General features: G+C 74.9%; 13 protein-coding genes. 6 read left to right on the forward strand and 7 right to left on the reverse strand.

Annotation, left to right across the window (positions count from 1 at the left end; all coding sequences use genetic code 11):
* Positions 1–56 precede the first annotated feature (56 nt).
* Positions 57–3,218 (forward strand): AfsR/SARP family transcriptional regulator, encoded by a 3,162-nt coding sequence (locus tag ACZ3J7_RS03125; protein ID WP_465616233.1) that lies wholly within the window; start codon positions 57–59, stop codon positions 3,216–3,218.
* Between the two features lie 484 nt (positions 3,219–3,702).
* Here ACZ3J7_RS03125 and ACZ3J7_RS03130 read toward each other — a convergent pair whose 3' ends face one another.
* Positions 3,703–4,209: a MarR family winged helix-turn-helix transcriptional regulator gene (locus ACZ3J7_RS03130; protein ID WP_465616235.1), complete on the reverse strand. Its 507-nt coding sequence runs from the start codon at positions 4,207–4,209 to the stop codon at positions 3,703–3,705.
* Positions 4,210–4,388: 179 nt separating this feature from the next.
* On the opposite strand from ACZ3J7_RS03130, the gene ACZ3J7_RS03135 reads away from it, so the two are divergent.
* Positions 4,389–5,834 (forward strand): MFS transporter, encoded by a 1,446-nt coding sequence (locus ACZ3J7_RS03135; protein ID WP_465616237.1) that lies wholly within the window; start codon positions 4,389–4,391, stop codon positions 5,832–5,834.
* Positions 5,835–5,928: 94 nt separating this feature from the next.
* Here the strand turns inward: ACZ3J7_RS03135 and ACZ3J7_RS03140 are convergent, their stop codons facing one another.
* From ACZ3J7_RS03140 to ACZ3J7_RS03150, 3 genes are all read right to left on the reverse strand, one after another.
* Positions 5,929–6,639: a DUF305 domain-containing protein gene (locus ACZ3J7_RS03140; RefSeq protein WP_465616239.1), complete on the reverse strand. Its 711-nt coding sequence runs from the start codon at positions 6,637–6,639 to the stop codon at positions 5,929–5,931.
* Positions 6,636–7,367, reverse strand: a complete 732-nt coding sequence (locus tag ACZ3J7_RS03145) for a DUF3105 domain-containing protein (RefSeq protein ID WP_465616241.1) — start codon at positions 7,365–7,367, stop codon at positions 6,636–6,638. Before ACZ3J7_RS03145 ends, ACZ3J7_RS03140 begins: the two co-directional genes overlap by 4 nt.
* 112 nt (positions 7,368–7,479) lie before the next feature.
* Positions 7,480–8,013 carry a hypothetical protein gene (locus tag ACZ3J7_RS03150; protein WP_465616243.1) on the reverse strand — a complete coding sequence of 178 codons (534 nt, stop codon included), beginning with the start codon at positions 8,011–8,013 and terminating at the stop codon, positions 7,480–7,482.
* A 230-nt stretch (positions 8,014–8,243) separates the two neighbouring features.
* Between ACZ3J7_RS03150 and ACZ3J7_RS03155 the strand changes: the two genes are divergently transcribed.
* Positions 8,244–9,761 carry a PP2C family serine/threonine-protein phosphatase gene (locus ACZ3J7_RS03155; protein WP_465616245.1) on the forward strand — a complete coding sequence of 506 codons (1,518 nt, stop codon included), beginning with the start codon at positions 8,244–8,246 and terminating at the stop codon, positions 9,759–9,761.
* Positions 9,762–9,782: 21 nt separating this feature from the next.
* Here the strand turns inward: ACZ3J7_RS03155 and ACZ3J7_RS03160 are convergent, their stop codons facing one another.
* Entirely contained in the window at positions 9,783–10,385 is a 603-nt protein-coding gene (locus tag ACZ3J7_RS03160) for a TetR/AcrR family transcriptional regulator (RefSeq protein WP_465616247.1), read from the reverse strand.
* A 64-nt stretch (positions 10,386–10,449) separates the two neighbouring features.
* A complete protein-coding gene (locus ACZ3J7_RS03165) occupies positions 10,450–11,169 on the reverse strand; it encodes a GntR family transcriptional regulator (protein ID WP_465616248.1) in 720 nt (239 codons plus the stop codon).
* Positions 11,170–11,304: 135 nt separating this feature from the next.
* Between ACZ3J7_RS03165 and ACZ3J7_RS03170 the strand changes: the two genes are divergently transcribed.
* The 3 genes from ACZ3J7_RS03170 (at position 11,305) to ACZ3J7_RS03180 (ending at position 15,164) form a co-directional block, all read left to right on the forward strand.
* Positions 11,305–11,541: a hypothetical protein gene (locus ACZ3J7_RS03170; RefSeq protein ID WP_465616250.1), complete on the forward strand. Its 237-nt coding sequence runs from the start codon at positions 11,305–11,307 to the stop codon at positions 11,539–11,541.
* Positions 11,538–11,753: a hypothetical protein gene (locus tag ACZ3J7_RS03175; RefSeq protein ID WP_465616252.1), complete on the forward strand. Its 216-nt coding sequence runs from the start codon at positions 11,538–11,540 to the stop codon at positions 11,751–11,753. The genes ACZ3J7_RS03170 and ACZ3J7_RS03175 overlap by 4 nt, the downstream gene beginning before the upstream one ends.
* Before the next feature lie 135 nt (positions 11,754–11,888).
* Positions 11,889–15,164, forward strand: coding sequence for an SdrD B-like domain-containing protein (locus tag ACZ3J7_RS03180; protein ID WP_465616254.1), 3,276 nt, complete (start codon positions 11,889–11,891; stop codon positions 15,162–15,164).
* Positions 15,165–15,254: 90 nt separating this feature from the next.
* On the opposite strand, the gene ACZ3J7_RS03185 is transcribed toward ACZ3J7_RS03180, so the two are convergent.
* Positions 15,255–16,301 carry an agmatine deiminase family protein gene (locus tag ACZ3J7_RS03185; protein WP_465616256.1) on the reverse strand — a complete coding sequence of 349 codons (1,047 nt, stop codon included), beginning with the start codon at positions 16,299–16,301 and terminating at the stop codon, positions 15,255–15,257.
* Positions 16,302–16,330: the final 29 nt, after the last annotated feature.

Below are 16,330 nucleotides of genomic sequence, written 5' to 3' on the forward strand. Positions count from 1 at the left end.
TCATGCCATGCTCGCCTCCTGCGCGTCCGGAGAACAGACGACAGGGGGCAATTCCGGTGGAGATCCATCTTCTGGGGACGATAGGGCTGGCGGTCGACGGGGCGCCGCTGGCGATCCGCTCGCACAAGGTACGAATACTGCTGGCCTGTCTGGCCCTGGATCTCGGAAAGCCGCTCTCGCCCGCCGTCCTCGCCGACCGCATCTGGGACGGCGATCCGCCGGCCAGCGCCACCTCCACGCTGCAGAGCTACGTCTCCCGGCTGCGCGGCTCGCTGCGGGAGGCCGACGCCAGGACGCAGGCCTGGTCGGGCACCCGCACCGGGATCGTCTCCCAGTCCGGCACCTACCTGCTGCGCGCGCGGCCCGAACGGGTCGACTGGCACCACTTCCGTACCCTCGCCGGACGGGCCCGCACCCTCGCCGACGCGGGCGAGGACCGCCGGGCCTGGGAGCTGCTGCGCGAGGCCGAGGACGTCTGGCAGGGGGAGCCGCTCGCCGGCCTCCCGGGCGAGTGGGCGCGGAACACCCGCGTCCTGATGGCCGACCGCAGACTCGCCGCGACCCTCACCCGGATCGAGATCGAACTCCGCTTCGGCCGTTTCGCCGACGTGGTGCCCGAGTTGAGTGCGCTGGCCGCCGACCATCCGTGGAACGAGCGGATCCCGGCGCTGCTGATGACCGCCCTGTACGGCTGCGACCGGCTGGCCGAGGCGCTCGGCGTCTACCGCGAGGTCCGGCGGAGGCTGCGGGAGGACCTGGGGACCGATCCCGCCGAGTCGCTGAGCCGCCTGAACGAACAGCTCCTGCGCCGGGTGCCCGTCGCCACCCTGCTGCGCCGCCCGGCCGCCGTGGCCGGCGCACCGGGCCCCCAGGGGGCGGCCAGAGCTCCCTCGACACTCCGCTCGGCCCCCGAACTCATCGGTAGGGAGCGAGAGTTGGACAGCATCCTGGAGGCCGCGCGAAGCGCCGGCCGGAGCGCGGACGGCCGGCCCGGTCCCCTGACCGTGGTGACGGTCTCCGGCATGCCCGGAGCCGGGAAGACCGGGCTCGCGCTGGCCGCGGCCACCCTGCTGCGCGAGGAGTTCCCCGACGGCCAGGTGTTCGTCCCGCTGGCCGCGCACGGCAGCGGGGGCTCGTCCCCGGATCCGGAGACGGCCGCCACCGCGCTGCTGCGGCAGTTCGGCGTACCCGCCCCCCGGATCCCCCTGGATCCGGAGGAACTGCTCGCCGACTGCCGCGCCCTGCTCGCCGGGCGGCGCGCCCTGGTGGTGCTGGACGACGCCGTCGGCCCGGCCCAGGTGCGGCCGCTGCTGCCGGCCGGCTCGGACTCCTTCGTCCTGGTCACCAGCCGCCACCGGATGGCGGAACTCCCCGCGGTCCGCACCGTCCTGCTGGGCGGACTGTCCCCGGCGGCCTCCCAGGCGATGTTCCGGCGACTGGTCGGTGAGGGCCGGGGTGCGGAGACCCGGCAGGCGGCGGAGGTGGCCAGGCTGTGCAGCGGGCATCCGCTCGCACTGGACCTGGCGGCCAGCCGCTTCCGCGCGCACCCGACGTGGACCCTCGAACACCTCATCCGGCGACTCTCCCGCACCGACGGGAGAATCGGCGAGCTCCGGGACGACCTCGGCAGCCTGGACGGGGCCTTCATGATGTCGTACCAATCCCTCGCGGCTGATCATCAGACCGCCTTCCGCCGACTGTGCCTGCATCCGGGCGGGGAGTTCGGTACGCACACGGCGGCCGCGCTGATCGGCCTCCCCCCGGTGGAGACGGAACGGGCCATCGACGCGCTCCTGACCGTCCACCTGATATCCGAGCCCTCCCCCCACAGGTACGCAGTGCACGATCTCATCGGTGAGTTCGGCAGGATTCTGGCGAATCGAACGGATTCGCTCGAAGACCGCTCCCGAGCCCTCCGAAGAGTGCTGGCCTTCGCGGCCGGCACACTGATCGGAATTGATCACGCGCGTTCCCCCCAGCGTTTCCGGCTGCCCCCGCCGACGGACCTGGCCGAGCACCCCGAGGGCGCCCCGCCGTGCGTCACGGAGTGGTCCGACAGTACGGCGGCCACCGACTGGCTCCGCCTCGAACTCCCCGGACTCATCGCGCTGGAAAGGAAGTTGCGCACGAGCGGCAGCGCGACCGAGGCCTCCTGGCTGTCCCACGCGCTCGCTCCCCACCTGGACACGGCCGGGCTGTGGCACGAGGCCCACCGCATGCAGGAGGCCGCGGCGGCGGCCGGACGGGCGGCGGACGACCCCCGGCGAGAGGCGCACGCTCTGCTCGACCTGGCCCGGACCCGGACCCGCTTCGCCCGCTACCCCGAGGCGGCCCGCGCCGCCGAGCGCGCCCTCGCCCTCGCCCGGGCCGCGGACGACGCGCCCGCCCACGCCGACGCGCTGGGCCGGCTCGCCGAACTGCACGGGCAGACCGGCGACCCGGCGTCCGCCCTCACCCACCAGCGCGCGGCAGTGGCCCTGCGCCGCTCGATCGGCGACGAGGGGCCGTTGGCCCGCAGCCTCAACAACCAGGGAATCTTCCACATCCTGCTGGACGACCACGAATCCGCCATCCAATGCCTCGCGGAAGCGCTGCCGATCTTCCGGAGCATCGGCGACACCCGAAGCACCGCGTCACTCCTGAACAACCTGGGGGGACTGAATTTGGGCACCGGGGACCTGAGATCCGCCCGGATGTCGTTCGAAGCCCTCCTGGAACTCGACGGGGGTGAACTTTCGGAGACCGATGTCGCGGCGGTCCGGCTCAATCTCGCACTGACCCTGGACGTTCCCGGAGAATCCGAGAGGGCCGTCGCCCTGCTGAATTCGGCGGCCCGGACCTTCGAAATCCTCGGGGACGTCCGGCACGTGATCGATGCGCGCAATGCGCTCGGCCGGATCCACCACGTCGGGGAGGAATACGGGGAGGCGCACCGGGACTACTCCGCCGCGGCCGACCTGGCGGCCGGGATCGGGGCCGCCCACGAGGAGCGGGTGGCGCGGGACGGTCTGCGGCAGGTGGAGGCGGTCATTGGTACCACCCCTCGGGAGGAGGGGGACGACGGGAGGGGTCCCGGTCGGTCCCACCGGCCGGAGCCCTTCGGGGGCTCGGCACCGAGCCTGGGCGACTTGACCGAATCCCTCCTCCGGTGCAATCGGGAGAGTCGGCCCGAAACGCCCGCGCGGGGATCCCGCCAATTCCACGGCGATCCAAAATGATCAGATTCGACCAGTAGTCGATTGCGACCGGATCGGCCGGTCCGCCGGGGTGTCGGGCATTCGACATCCCGGCGAATCCCGGGGTCAGAGGTACCCATCCCCCGGAGTTGATGATCGTGGCGGAAGGTGGATAGCCTTCCCGATGGGAGGCCACCGGCCTCCGGAAGCCACGGAACCAACACAAATGGAACACTGAAATGTCACGCACGCGCCCGGGCGATCGCCCCGCCTCCCGCCCTCTCCACCCCTTTCGGGGCAAGGGGAGTTTGTGCACGTATTTCATGGCGGTGGTCACGCTCGGCTGGATACCCATCTATCTGGTGACCACCCAGCTCGCCCCCGGCGGCGCGGTCTAGCCGCCGCCGCCCGGAGCCGGGAGATGCCAACGGCCTCGGAGTCCGCCGGTAAGCACGGTGGACTCCGAGGCCGTCGGTGCCTTCGCGGGGCCGGGCCGTGACGGGCGGGGCCCCGGCAGGTGGGGGCCTCAGCGGGTCGGGTCGGTGCCGGCCAGGGAGTGGGCGAGGCGGTCGAGGCCCGGGAGGGCCCGCATGACGGCGGTGCGGTCGGTGGGGGTGAGGGTTTCGAGGGCGGTGGCGAGGCGGCGTTCGTGGGCGCTCCGCCAGTCGCGGAGCTGCTGGTGGCCGGCCTCGGTGAGGGCGATCCGGGCGGTGCGGCGGTCGCCGGGGTCGGGCTGGCGGTCGACCAGGCCGGCGTCCAGGAGCTTGGAGATCAGGCCGCTGACGGTGTTGGGGGCGAGGCGCTGACGGGCGGCCAGCTCGCCGACCCGCAGGGGGGCGGGGGCGAGGGTCTGGAGCAGTTCGACCTGGGCCATCGGCAGGGCCTCCCAGGGGAATTCGGAGCGGATCGAGCTCCGCAGCGCCCGGCGCAGCCGGGTGATCACGTCTGTGAGCTGCTGTGCCCCGGCGAGTGCGTCGTCGGCCGCGGCCGCGGGGCCGGACGGGTGCGGGACGGGCTGGGGCTGCGAAGACATGCCGGACAGCGTAGCGTCCGGCGACCGGCGGGTTACCGGGAGTCCACCCGTCCACCGGCCGGAACGCCCCGCTTGTCCGGAGGGCGGGAGCGAGGGGCTGGAGTGCGGGGGAGGTGGTGGGCGGGGGCGGGCGGGAATGCTCCTTGAACGATTATGTCGCTAGCAGATATGTTCTGCGCATGGCTGAACCCGCGGTGGCCGCCCGGCTGCTCGACACCCTGCAACTCGCCGAGCGCCCCCGCCCCCGCGCCGTCGCCCGCTGGCCGCACGCGCACTGGCTGGCCGTCGGCACCGTCTGCCTGGGCGCCTTCCTCGGCCAACTCACCGCCAGCGTCACCTCGTTGGTCTTCCCCGCGCTCGAAGGCCACTTCGCCGCCCCGTTCGCCGCCGTCGAGTGGGTCGCGCTGGCGTACCTGCTGGTGCTGGTCGCGCTGCTCGCCCCGGTCGGGAGGCTGTCCGACCTGGTCGGCCGCAAGACCGTGTACCTGGGCGGCTTCGCGGTGTTCGCCGCCGCCTCGCTCGGCGCCGGACTGGCCGGGAACCTGACGGTGCTGATCGCCTGCCGAGCCGTGCAGGCCGTCGGCGGCGCGATGATGCAGGCCAACAGCGTGGCCCTGGTCGCCCGCGGCGTGCCCGAACGGGCGATGCGCACCGCGCTCGGCGTGCAGGCCGCCGCCCAGGCCCTCGGCCTGGCGCTCGGCCCGACCCTCGGCGGCCTGCTGGTCGCGCACGCCTCCTGGCGCTGGGCGTTCTGGGTCAACGTGCCGGTCGGCGGGCTGGGCCTGCTGGCCGGCTGGTTCCTGCTGCCCCGGACCTTCCCCGACGGCCGCCGCCCCGCCCGCGAGGGCGGCGGGAGGGGGGAGGGCCGCGAGGGACGGCGCTTCGACCTGGCCGGGCTGCTGCTGCTGGCCGGCTCCTCCACCGGCCTGCTGCTCGCGCTGTCCGCCGCCTCCGGCCTGCCGCTGCCCGGCTGGGCGGTGGCCGCGCTGCTGGTCGCGGCCGCCGCCGCGACGCTCGCCCTGGTCCGCCAGGAGCGCCGCGCCGACCGCCCGATCATCCCGCCCGGACTGGTCAACACCCCCGGCATCCGGGCGGGCCTGCTGGTCGCGCTGACCGGCTACCTGCTGCTGTTCTGCCCGCTGGTGCTGGAGCCCGTCGTCCTCGCCGCCCGCGGTGCCACCGCCACCGCCGCGGGCGCCGCGATCACCGCCCTGCCCGCCGCGTTCGCCCTCGCCGCCACCGCCGGCGGCGCCCTGCTGCCGCGCCGTTGGAGCGACGCCGCCCGCTGCCGCTGCGGCGCCCTCACCGCCGCCGCCGGACTCCTCGGCCTCGCCCTGCTGCCCGCCCCCGGCCCCTGGACGACCTCCGCGCCGCTGCTGCTCACCGGCTACGGCCTGGGCCTGCTGCTGCCCGCCAACAACGCCCTGGTGATGCGGGCGATCCCCGCGCAGAGCTCCGCCGTCGGCGGCGGACTGGTCAACATGGTGCGCAGCCTCGGCACCGCGCTCGGCACCGCGCTGCCGGTGCTGGCCGTCCACCAGGCCGGCCCGGCGGCGGGCGGCCGCGCCGTCCCGCTGCTGCTCGCGGCGGTCGCCTGCCTGGCCGCCCGGCTCTGCCGGGGGTGAGAAGGGGGCACCCCGGGCACCCCGGGAACGCCGGAGGGCGCCGCCCCGGGAGGTTCCCCGGGCGGCGCCCTCCGGCGCGGTGGACCCGCCGGGCTCAGGGAGCCGGCTGCGCGCCGCGCTCGGCGAGCATGTCCGTCATCAGCTGGATCTCGGAGTGCTGCGCGTCGACCATGCCCTGGGCGAGCCGCTTCTCCGGGGCGTTGCGCCCCGCGTCCACGTACGCCTGGGCCATCTCGGCGCCCGCCCTGTGGTGCTTGATCATCAGCTGCAGGTAGTACACCTCGGCGTCCCGGCCGCTGAGCGAACGGAGCCGGTCCAGCTCGGTGTTGGTCGCCATGCCGGGCATCAGCGCGCCGTCGTGCGCCTCGTACGGGTGGTTCATCCAGGTCATCGGCTTGGCGGTGGTGCTCTGCGACAGGCCCCACTGGTCGAGGAAGCCCATCAGCATGCCGCGCTGGTTGGCCTGCGTGTTGATGATGTCGAACGCCAGGCCGCGCACCTCCTCGTTCTGGGTGCGGTCCCGGACGAGGAAGGACATGTCGATGGCCTGCTGGTGGTGGGTGGCCATGTCGCGGGCGAACCCGGCCTCCGCCGAGTCGGTGGCCGGCGCGGCCGAGGCGGCGGCCGTCGGGCTGCCGGACGCCGGGGTGCTGCCGGAGACCAGCGCGGGCACGCCGAGCCCCAGCGCGACCACGGCCGCCAGCGCGGCGGGCCACCAGAACCGCCGCCGCCCGCGCGGGCCGGCCGGCAGCTCCTGCTCGAACTCCCGCTCGCCGTCGCCGTCACCGGCGGGGGTCGCGGTCACATCTGCCCCGAGCTGCAGCTGGCGCCCTGCTCAAGCGTCTGCGGGCCCTGCACGAACTTGGCGAAGAAGGTCTCCACCCGCGGGTCGCTGGCGGAGTCCACCACCAGCTGGTTGCTCCACGCGGTCAGCGTGATGGTGCCGGCCTCGTCCGGGTACGGGCTCATCAGGCTGTACGGGGTGGCCTTGACCTTGTCGCCGAGGGCCTTGATGTCCTCGGGGGTGGCCTTGCCGTTGTAGGTGACCCAGACCGCGCCGTGCTCCAGCGAGTGGACGGCGTTCTCGTTCCGGACCGGCTTGTCGTACACGTTGCCCATGCAGGTCTGCCAGACCGGGTCGTGGTCGCCGCCGACCGGCGGGGTCTGCGGGTACTTCACCTCGGTCTTGACGTGGTTCTGGGTGAGCTTGCCGAAGGTCTGCAGGCCCGGGATGTCGGCCTTCGCGGCGTCGTCCTTGGCCTTCTGCGCGGCGTCGGCCGAGGCCTGGGCAGCGGCCGCCTTCTTGTCGCTCTTGTCCTTGGCGTCCAGCGCCAGCCAGGTGCCGCCGCCGATCATGGCGAGCACCAGGGCGGACGAGATGCCGATGGTGAGGATCTTGTTGCGGCGCTCGCGGCGCTGCTCGATGGCGCGCAGCTCGGCGATCCGGGCCCGGCGGTCGGCCTGCTGGGCGTTCTTGCTGCCCGGCTTGGGCTGCTTGCCGGTCGGGTTGGACTGCTTCGAGGCGGAACCCATGGATGTCTTCCTTGTCCCCGCCGTGCTCGGCACGGCGGTCTGCGGTGGGGTGGGGGCAGCGGAGCCGCCGACCTCCCCGCGCGGCGGGGCGTCGGTCGGCGGTGGGTTCCGCTCAGGACCGGTGAACCTGCAGGACGTGCAGGTCGGGGGCGTGGTGGGACCCCGTCGGGGTGCCGCAGGCCGCGGCCGCCGACGGCGCCGGCGGGGCGACCAGCTGCGGACGGACGGCCGTGCCGGGCTGCGGGGGCGCGTTCGGCAGGTGCGACTCCGGGCCGCAGAAGGGGTGGCTGGAGCAGCCGTGCCCGGGCACCGGGCCCGGGCCCTCCGCGACGCACAGGACGAACCCCGCGCCGGACGCGTCCGGGGCCACCGCGAGGTGCCGCACCGCGTGCCGCGCCGCCGCGTCCGTGCGCTCCGCGGCGGCCGTCCGTCCGGACGGCCGCTCGACCGGCACCGCGACCGGACGCGCGGACACGCCGTGCGCCTCCGGGCCGGACGCCGGGGCACCGCTCAGCGTCCGCGCGCTCGCGGCGCACGGCAGCAGCGCGAGCAGCCCGGCCAGCAGCAGGGACCACAGCACCGCCGCCGGACGGAGCACCGCGTGGGCGGGCCCTCCGGGGCGAGTACGAGATCCTGGCGCGGTCATGCGCACATATTAATCAGCCGATCGGGTGAAGCGATGCCCCAACCGGCCTCTCATTTTCCGGCCGAACGCCCTCCCGCCCCGTCCCGAAGGTCCTGTCGGCGCCCGCGCCGCCCCCGGTGGCCGGAACACCTCCCCGACCGTCCGCGCGATGACCCGAATCCCGGACATCGCGCCCGTCCTTCGGAAGAATGGCCTGATGTCCGGCCCCCTCACGGATCAGGAGCGATCAGTTGAACGAGCAGGGCGCAGGCAGGGAGCCCCGTCCCGACGACGCCTGGTGGCACACCGTCTACGCGGGGCCCGCCGGGACCCTCCCCGACACCCCTGCCGCGAAGGCCGACACCGGCACCGTCGACGACTGGTTCACCACCGCGGCCGGACTCATCGCCCCGCAACGGCGACCCACCGCCGACGAGACGCCGCCCCCGGCGGAAGCCCCCGAGGCGGCACCGGCGGCACCGGCGGCGGACGAGACGGAGGCGCAGCTCGGGCCGTCACCGCGCAGCTGGGCCGAGGCGGCCTGGCCGGACCTCCCGGACCCGGACCAGAGCCAGAGCCAGGACGCAGCCGAAGGGGAGGCCGAGCCCGAGCCCGAGCCGGTGCCGACACCGACCCTGGCGGACGTACCGCTGGTGGCGCCCGAACCGGCGTCGATGCTGAAGCCCGTGCCCCAACCGGCATCGGAGCCTGAACCGGAGCCGACGCCGACGCCCGAACCGGAGCCGACGCCCCAACCGACGCCCGAACCTGAACCGGAGCCCGCGCCCGAGCCCGGGCCGGCGGCCCAGCAGCCGGGGCGGGCCGCGCCCTGGACGGGGCGTCCGCAGGCGCCCGCCGTGCCGCACGTGGGGGAGCGGCCGCCGACCTACGCGCCGGAGCCGACCAGCCTGCCGGCCGCCGACCCGGACGGGCTGGGCACGCTGGTGCCCGACACCGCGATCGACGGCGCCCAGTTCGCGGCCACCACGCTGCGGGCGGTGTCGATCCGCGGCGACTCCGCCCGCTACCGGGGCGAGCCGCGCACCGACAGCCTGCTCACCGCCCGGTTCGGCGCGGGCGAGGAGGCGCTGGTGCTGACCGTGCTGGCCGCGCCCGCCCGCCGGGCCGACACCCGGTGGGGGTCGGCCGCGGCCGCGGAGGCGGGCCGGCAGCTGGCCGCCGCGATCGGCCGCAGCCGGGCCGAACTCGCCGCCGACCTGCGGGCCGGGGCCCGCGACCGCCTGCGCTACGGCCTCCAGCGGATCGCCCTGCAGGCCGCCGTGCAGCTGCGCGGCGCCGCGGAGGAGGCCGCGGCGGACGCCGACGGGACGCCGACCGGGTTGCCGCCGGAGGAGAAGGCCTCGCTGCACTGCCTGCTGATGTCCGCCGACCCGAACGCGACCCACCGCGCCGCGTTCGGCACCGGCCCGGGCGGGCTCTACCTGCTGCGCTCGGGCCACTGGATCGACGCGTACGCGGCGCGCCTGCTGCACCACCCCGACGGGCAGCCCCCGCTGCCCCCGGCCTCGATGCCCGCGCCCCGGCCGTTCCGCTTCCGCCTCGTCCCGGCCACCTCCGGCGACATCCTGCTGCTCTGCACCCCGGGCCTGGCCGCCCCGATCGCCGAGGAGCCCGCCGTCGCGCACTTCCTCTCCAGCCACTGGGCGCACCCGCACCCGCCGGGCACCGTGGACTTCCTCCGCCAGATCCAGGTCCGCGCCAAGGGCTACGCGGACGACCGGACCGCGGCGGCGGTCTGGACGGAGTAGCCGGGGCCGCCCGGAGCGGACTCAGATCCCCAGCAGGGCGTGCGCCGCCGAGCGGGCCTGGGCGAGGGCGGCGGGCCGGGTGGTGCGCGGGAGGCCGATGGCGAGGGGGATGGCGAGGCCGTCGAGGAGGGCGCGGAGCTGGGTGGCGCGGTCGGGGGTGGCGCCGGTGGCGGGGAGGAGGCCGGCGGTGCGGCCTTCGGCGAGGAGGGCGGTGAGGTCGTCCTGCCAGGGGGCCTCGATGTCGAGCTGGCCCTGGCGGAGGTCGGCGGTGCCGGGGGAGCGGCTCCACACCTCGATCCAGAGGATCCAGCGCGGGTCGCCGGGGCCCTCCGGGAGGTAGAGCTCCAGGTAGCGGTCGAGCCGTTCGAGGACGGGCACCTCGCGGCGGGCGAGTTCGCGGCTGCGCCGTTCGCCGAGCTGGGCCTCGCTCCAGCCGAGGGTCTCCAGCAGGAGCTGGTCCTTGCTGCCGAAGTAGTAGAGGAGGTGTCCGGCGCTCATGCCGAGCTGTTCGCCGAGGCCGGCCATGGTGAGCCGGGCGAGGCCGTGCTCGGCGATCGCGGCGCGGGCGGCGGCGTAGACCTCTTCGCGGGGGCGCGCCGGGCGGCGGGGGCGGGGCTGCGCCATGGGTGGTACTCCTCGGGGGACGGTGCGGTCGGAGCCCAGTCTCCCCTACGGCGCGGGCGCGGGCTCAGTCGCCGGGGCGCCGGCCGTAGCGGGTGGTCCAGCGCTCGCCGGGCAGGACGAGGTCGGCGGTCTCGACCGGGCGGCCGGTGGCGCGGTCGTAGTGGGTGCGGCGGATGGCGAGGGCGGGCGCGCCGGGGAGCAGGGCGAGGGTCTGGGCCTCGGCGCGGGTGAGGGTGCGGGCGGTGACCTCCTCGACGGGGTCGCCGACCTCGATGCCGATCAGGGCCATCCGCGCGGCGATGCCGACCCCGGTGTACGGGCCGGCCTCGGGCAGCACGATCAGGTGGTGGCCGGTGACGGACATCGGCTCCCAGGACTCGGCGAGGTAGCCGGGTTCGCCGTCGACCAGGTAGACGTACGAGGTGTGCATGACCGGGCTGCCGGGCTCGACGCCGAGGCGGTCGGCGAGTTCGTCGCTCGCGGCCTCGGTGGTGGAGTGGCTGCGCCAGGTCGCGGCGGCGCCCTGTTCGGCCAGGCCCGCGGTGTCCGGCCCGGGCTTGCCGTCGCCCCGGCGGACCAGGGTGCGGCGCGGTTCCTGCACCCGGACGAAGTAGCCGCGGCCCTGCTTGGCGAGCACCACGCCCTCCTGCTCCAGCAGCCGGTACGCGGACTGGCCGACGCCGTGCGAGAAGCCGTACTGGGCCTGCAGCTCGGCCAGGGACGGGAGTTGACTGCCCGGCGGGTACTCGCCCGCGGCGATCCGCTCGCGGATCTGCTCGGCCACCTGAAGGTAAGCGGAGGGCCCGCTGGCGGTCATCGACGTCCTCCGAGGGGTGTGCGGTCCGGCCGATCGGTGACACAGTATCCCTCGTGGCACTACTCTACGTGTAGAGCATAGCCCTATGCGTACCCTGGGGGAGTGGTGCAGATCAGCACGCGCGCGTCCGACCTGCGGACGGCGATCGAACGGGCCACCGGCGTGCGCGCCGACGTCCGGTCCGCCCCCGGCAGCACCCGGATCAGCATCCCCTGCCCGCCCGACGACGTCCCCACCTGGAGCGAACTGCTCCAGGCCCTGCGCACCGCCGACCGGTGGGGGTCCGTCACCGCGGACGGGCAGACCGTCATCTGGGCCCAGATCGAGGAGGAGCCGTGACCGCCGACCAGTCGCAGGCCGGACCGCAGCCGGGCAGCCCCGACCACCGCTACCGCCCCTGCCGGGAGTGCCCGCGCTGCACGGCCGGCACCGGCCGGACCGCCACCCTGGAACGGGACTGCTGGGACGCCTTCCTGACCGGCACCGTCGCCGCGATGGTCGAACGCCGCCGGCGCGAGCGCCGCCACGAGGAGGAGGAGCGCTGGTACTGAGCCCGGCGGCACGGGCTCCGGGTGACCCGCCGTCAGTCGGACGGCTGGAGAAGGCTGCGCCGGGCGGGTGAGAAGTGCGGGGACCGGTTCGCGCCGCCACCGGTTCGGTGCCCGCGGTCCGATGGACTGCGCAGCATGCGTACTCCCCATCGGACCGGGCGGATCGCCTCCGTCCTGACGGTGCTAGCCGCCTCGCTGTTCGGCAGCGGCGTGGTAGCCCCGTCCGCCCAGGCCGCCGTGTCGTTCACCAAGACCGCCGACAGGAGCACCGTCGCGCCGGGGGAGAACGTCACCTACACCCTGCAGTACTCGTGCTCGGTCACCGAGTGCCTGAACGGCGTGATCACCGAGCAGCTGCCCGCGAGCATGGAGTTCGTCTCCTGGGTGCCCGACCCCAGCACCGTCGACGTGGCCGGCTCGACCGTCCCGGCGGCCGGTACGGCGGGCGGCAGCCTGAACATCAAGCTGCGGACCCTCAGCCCCGGCACCACCGCCTCCGTCCGGGTCACCCTGCGCTTCCCCAACTGGACCACCGGCAACGGCACCTCCGCCACCAACACGGCGCAGCTGACGGTCGACGGCGAGAGCCCGCAGACCGGCAGCGCCACCGTCACCGCCCAGGTCACCCCGGAGTACAGCACCACCAAGGGCGTGCAGACCTCCAGCGCGGACCGGCGCACCGTCACCTACCAGTTCAGCGCCTGCTCCACCGACGGCGTCAACGTCGACCTGGACACCAGCCGGCTGCTCGACACGCTGCCCGCCGGCGCCGTGGTCGACACCGGCCGCTCGCCCGGCTGGACCCCGGCCGCCCCCGGACCGAACACCTGGGGCTACGACCTCGGCGAGTTCCGGGCCGGCAACGGCCAGGCCGGCTGCCGGTCGGTCGGCGTACTGGTGGTCCACTACCCGGAGGCCGACTTCCCCACCGGCAGCACCTCCACCAACAGCGTCGAACTGTTCGGCGACCCGCTCGGCGCCGACCCCGAACGGAGCCTGTCCACCGCGCAGGCCGCCACCGACCAGTTCCAGCCGCCGATCACCGACGTCCAGGTCACCGCCAGCAAGAGCTGGGCCGCCTCCTCGGTCTCCGGCGACCTCAACGGCTTCAGCATCTTCGCCACCAACACCGGCGCGCCCGCCACCAGCCTCACCATGACCGACCCCGGCACCGGCACCACCGCCGACCTCTACAACTGGCTGTACCCGCAGTCCCTGCAGTTCGAGCCGTGGAACCCGGCCGGCACCACCATGACCTTCCAGTACCGCCTGAACGGCGACCCGACCTGGCGGACCTTCACCCCCGGCACCCCCTTCGACGGCGCCACCGACCGCCGGGTCACCTTCGCCGAAGGCGCCGGCGACCCCGCCGGCGACATCCTCGGCATCCCGGCCGGGCGCTGGCTCGACGGCCTGCGGTTCACCTGGAACGGCGACCTGCCCACCGGCTGGTCCCCCGGTGGCGGCGTCCAGCTCGTCACCCAGGTCCGCGCCACCGGCCACGACGGCCGCGCCGCGCCCGACCCGCTGACCAACTGCGTCACCACCACCGCGACCGACGGCACCGGCACCGCCACCGCCACCGGCTGCGCCGACACCACCGTCACCCCCGCCACCAACCTCGGCGCCGCCAAGACCACCACCGCCGGCGCCGTCACCTCGGCCGGCGGCACCGCCACCTTCGAGGTGATCCCCTACAACCGCACCGGCCGCGACCTGGACCGCCCGCTGGTGCTGTACGACGTCCTGCCGGCCGGCCTGGTCTACGTCGACGGCTCGCTGCGCACCACCAGCGGCTACCCGGACGCCAAGCTCCCGCAGTCCGTCGAGGTGCTGCCCGGCGCCGACGGCCGCCAGATCCTCAAACTGACCTGGCCGGCCGGCGCGCCCGACATGACCTACCTGCACGACCAGCTCGCCTACCGGGTGCGGTTCGACGTCCAGGTGGCCGGCAGCGTCCGCTCCGGCACCCTCCTCAACGAGGTCTTCGTCACCGCCGACCAGCCCACCCTCCCGGTCGCCTGCTTCTACGGCGGCGTCGACGGCGGCGTCCCCGACCTGCTCGACCTGAACGGCGACGGCGACCGCACCGAGACCATGTGCCACGCGAGTTCGCAGGTCGAGGTGCAGGTGCCGAGCGTGCTGCGCTCCTACAAGGAGGTCAGGGGCGACCTCGACGCCGACTACGGCAGCATGGGCACCACCACCCCCGGCGGCCTGCTGTCCTACCGGATGACCGTCCGCAACGACTCGCCCGACCCGGTCACCGAGTTCCTCGCCTACGACCGGCTGCCCACCCCCGGCGACGGCTACGTGCTCAACCCCGGCGCGCCCCGCGGCAGCGCCTGGGACCCCTCGCTGCGGCTCCCGCTGATCAGCAGCGACCCCAGCGTGGTGATCGAGTACACCACCGCGAAGCGGCCCTGCGTGGACGCCCTGCTGCCGCCCGCCCAGGACCCCGGCTGCGACCCCGCCGCGGTCTGGAGCAGCACCTTCCCCGGCCCCGGCAACGCCGCCTGGTTCCGGATCAGCCGCCCCGGCACCCTCGACCCCGGCGCCTCCTTCACCCTGGAGTGGCCGATGACCGCCCCCTACGACGCGCCCGACGCCGCGTACGCCTGGAACTCCTTCGCCTACACCGCCACCGACACCACCGGCGGCCGGCTGCTGCCCGCCGAGCCCGCGAAGGTCGGCGTCGCCGTCCGGCAGACCGCGCCGTCGAACAACGCGCTGGGCGACCTGGTCTGGCGGGACGACGACCGTGACGGCCGCCAGACGGCCGGCGAGCCCGGCGTGGCCGGGGTGGGCGTGGCGCTGCTCGACGCGGCCGGTCAGCCGGTCCGCGACCTGAACGGCACGCCGGTCACCGCCACCACCGACGCGAGCGGCCACTACCTGTTCGACCGGCTGCCCGACGGCTCGTACGCCGTCCGCTTCGACCTGGCGACCCTCCCGCAGGGCACCACCGTCACCGCCCGGCACGTCGGCACCGACCCGGCGGTCGACTCCGACGGCGACCCGGCCACCGGCCTGACCCAGACCGTCCCGCTGGCCGGCGGGCAACGCGACCTCGACCTCGACCTGGGCCTGCTGCCCCCGGAGCCCGAGCCGAGCCCGTCGCCCTCGCCCAGCCCGTCCGGCTCGACCGGGCCGCGCCCGAGCCCGTCGCCGTCGCCCTCGCCCAGCCCGTCCGGCTCGACCGGGCCGAGCCCGTCGCCGTCGCCCGGCGCCACCGGGTCCGCTTCGGCGGGGGGATCGACCGCGTCACCCGGCGGCAGCGGGGGCGGCAGCCTCCCGCACACCGGTTCCGCGGTGCCCGGCAGGGCGCTGGGCGTGCTGGCCGGGGTGCTCACGGTCGGCGGCGTGCTGCTGACCGTCCTGGCCGGGCGCCGCTCCGGACGCCGCCACTGACCTGACCGGTCGCGACCGACGGCCGCGGGCCGGAACCCCTCCCCCCGGGAGGCGGGTTCCGGCCCGCGGCCGTGACCGGTCCGGACGCGCTCAGGGGCGCGGCTGCTGCTGGGTGATGCAGTGGATGCCGCCGCCGTTGGCGAAGATCTCGCGGGCGTCGACCAGTTCGACCGTGCGGCCCGGGTAGGCCTTCTCCAGGATCGCCTTGGCCTGCTCGTCGCGCGGGTCGTCGAACGCGCACAGCACGACCACGCCGTTGGCCACGTAGTGGTTGATGTACGAGTAGTCGACCGGCTCGCTGTCCTCGTCGAACAGGACGGTGGGGGCCGGGAGTTCGATGACCTCCAGGGTGCGGCCGCGGGCGTCGGTGGCGCCGCGCAGGATCTCGGCGAGCTCCCGGCAGACGGCGTGGTCGGGGTGGGCCGGGTCGGGCTGGGAGTGCACCACCACGGTGCCCGGGCGGACGAACGAGGCGACGATGTCGATGTGGCCGCGGGTGCCGAACTCGTCGTAGTCGCGGGTGAGTCCGCGCGGCAGCCAGATCGCCTTGCCGGTGCCCAGGTGGGCGTGCAGCTCGGCCTCGACCTGCTCGCGGGTCCAGTCGGCGTTGCGGCCCTCGCCGAGCTGCACGGTGTCGGTGACCAGGACGGTGCCCTCGCCGTCGACGTGGATGCCGCCGCCCTCGTTGACCAGCCGGGAGGCGAAGCGCCGCACGCCGGTCAGCCCGGTGACGTGCTCGGCGATGTCCTGGTCCTTGTCCCAGCGGGCCCAGGACTGCGCGCCCCAGCCGTTGAACACCCAGTCGGCGGCCGCCACCGCGCCCTGGTCGTCGACCAGGAAGGACGGGCCGATGTCGCGCATCCAGGCGTCGTTCAGCGGCCGCTCGACGGTCTCCACCCCGGCGGCCAGGTAGCGGCGGGCGTCCTCGCCCTCGCCGGTGTTGACCACCACGGTGACCGGCTCGTACCGGACGACGGTGTTGGCGACCTCGGCCCAGGCGCGGCGGGCCGCGTCCAGCTGCTCGGCGCCGTCGAAGGTCGGGTTGGCGGTGGGGAAGGCCATCCAGGTGCGCTCGTGCGGGTGCCACTCGGCGGGCATCCGGAAGCCGAGCGCGGCGGGGGTGGGGGAGCTGGTCATGGGGTCGGGTCCTATGCAGGTGAGGGGTG

Source organism: Kitasatospora sp. NPDC015121, from assembly GCF_055562955.1.

What these genes read in the sequence shown, in the direction of transcription:
- ACZ3J7_RS03130 (WP_465616235.1), bottom strand. Translation starts at nt 4,209, where the DNA reads ATGTCTTCGCAGCCCCAGCCCGTCCCGCACCCGTCCGGCCCCGCGGCC.
- ACZ3J7_RS03135 (WP_465616237.1), top strand. Translation starts at nt 4,389, where the DNA reads ATGGCTGAACCCGCGGTGGCCGCCCGGCTGCTCGACACCCTGCAACTC.
- ACZ3J7_RS03145 (WP_465616241.1), bottom strand. Translation starts at nt 7,367, where the DNA reads ATGGGTTCCGCCTCGAAGCAGTCCAACCCGACCGGCAAGCAGCCCAAG.
- ACZ3J7_RS03150 (WP_465616243.1), bottom strand. Translation starts at nt 8,013, where the DNA reads ATGACCGCGCCAGGATCTCGTACTCGCCCCGGAGGGCCCGCCCACGCG.
- ACZ3J7_RS03160 (WP_465616247.1), bottom strand. Translation starts at nt 10,385, where the DNA reads ATGGCGCAGCCCCGCCCCCGCCGCCCGGCGCGCCCCCGCGAAGAGGTC.
- ACZ3J7_RS03180 (WP_465616254.1), top strand. Translation starts at nt 11,889, where the DNA reads ATGCGTACTCCCCATCGGACCGGGCGGATCGCCTCCGTCCTGACGGTG.
- ACZ3J7_RS03185 (WP_465616256.1), bottom strand. Translation starts at nt 16,301, where the DNA reads ATGACCAGCTCCCCCACCCCCGCCGCGCTCGGCTTCCGGATGCCCGCC.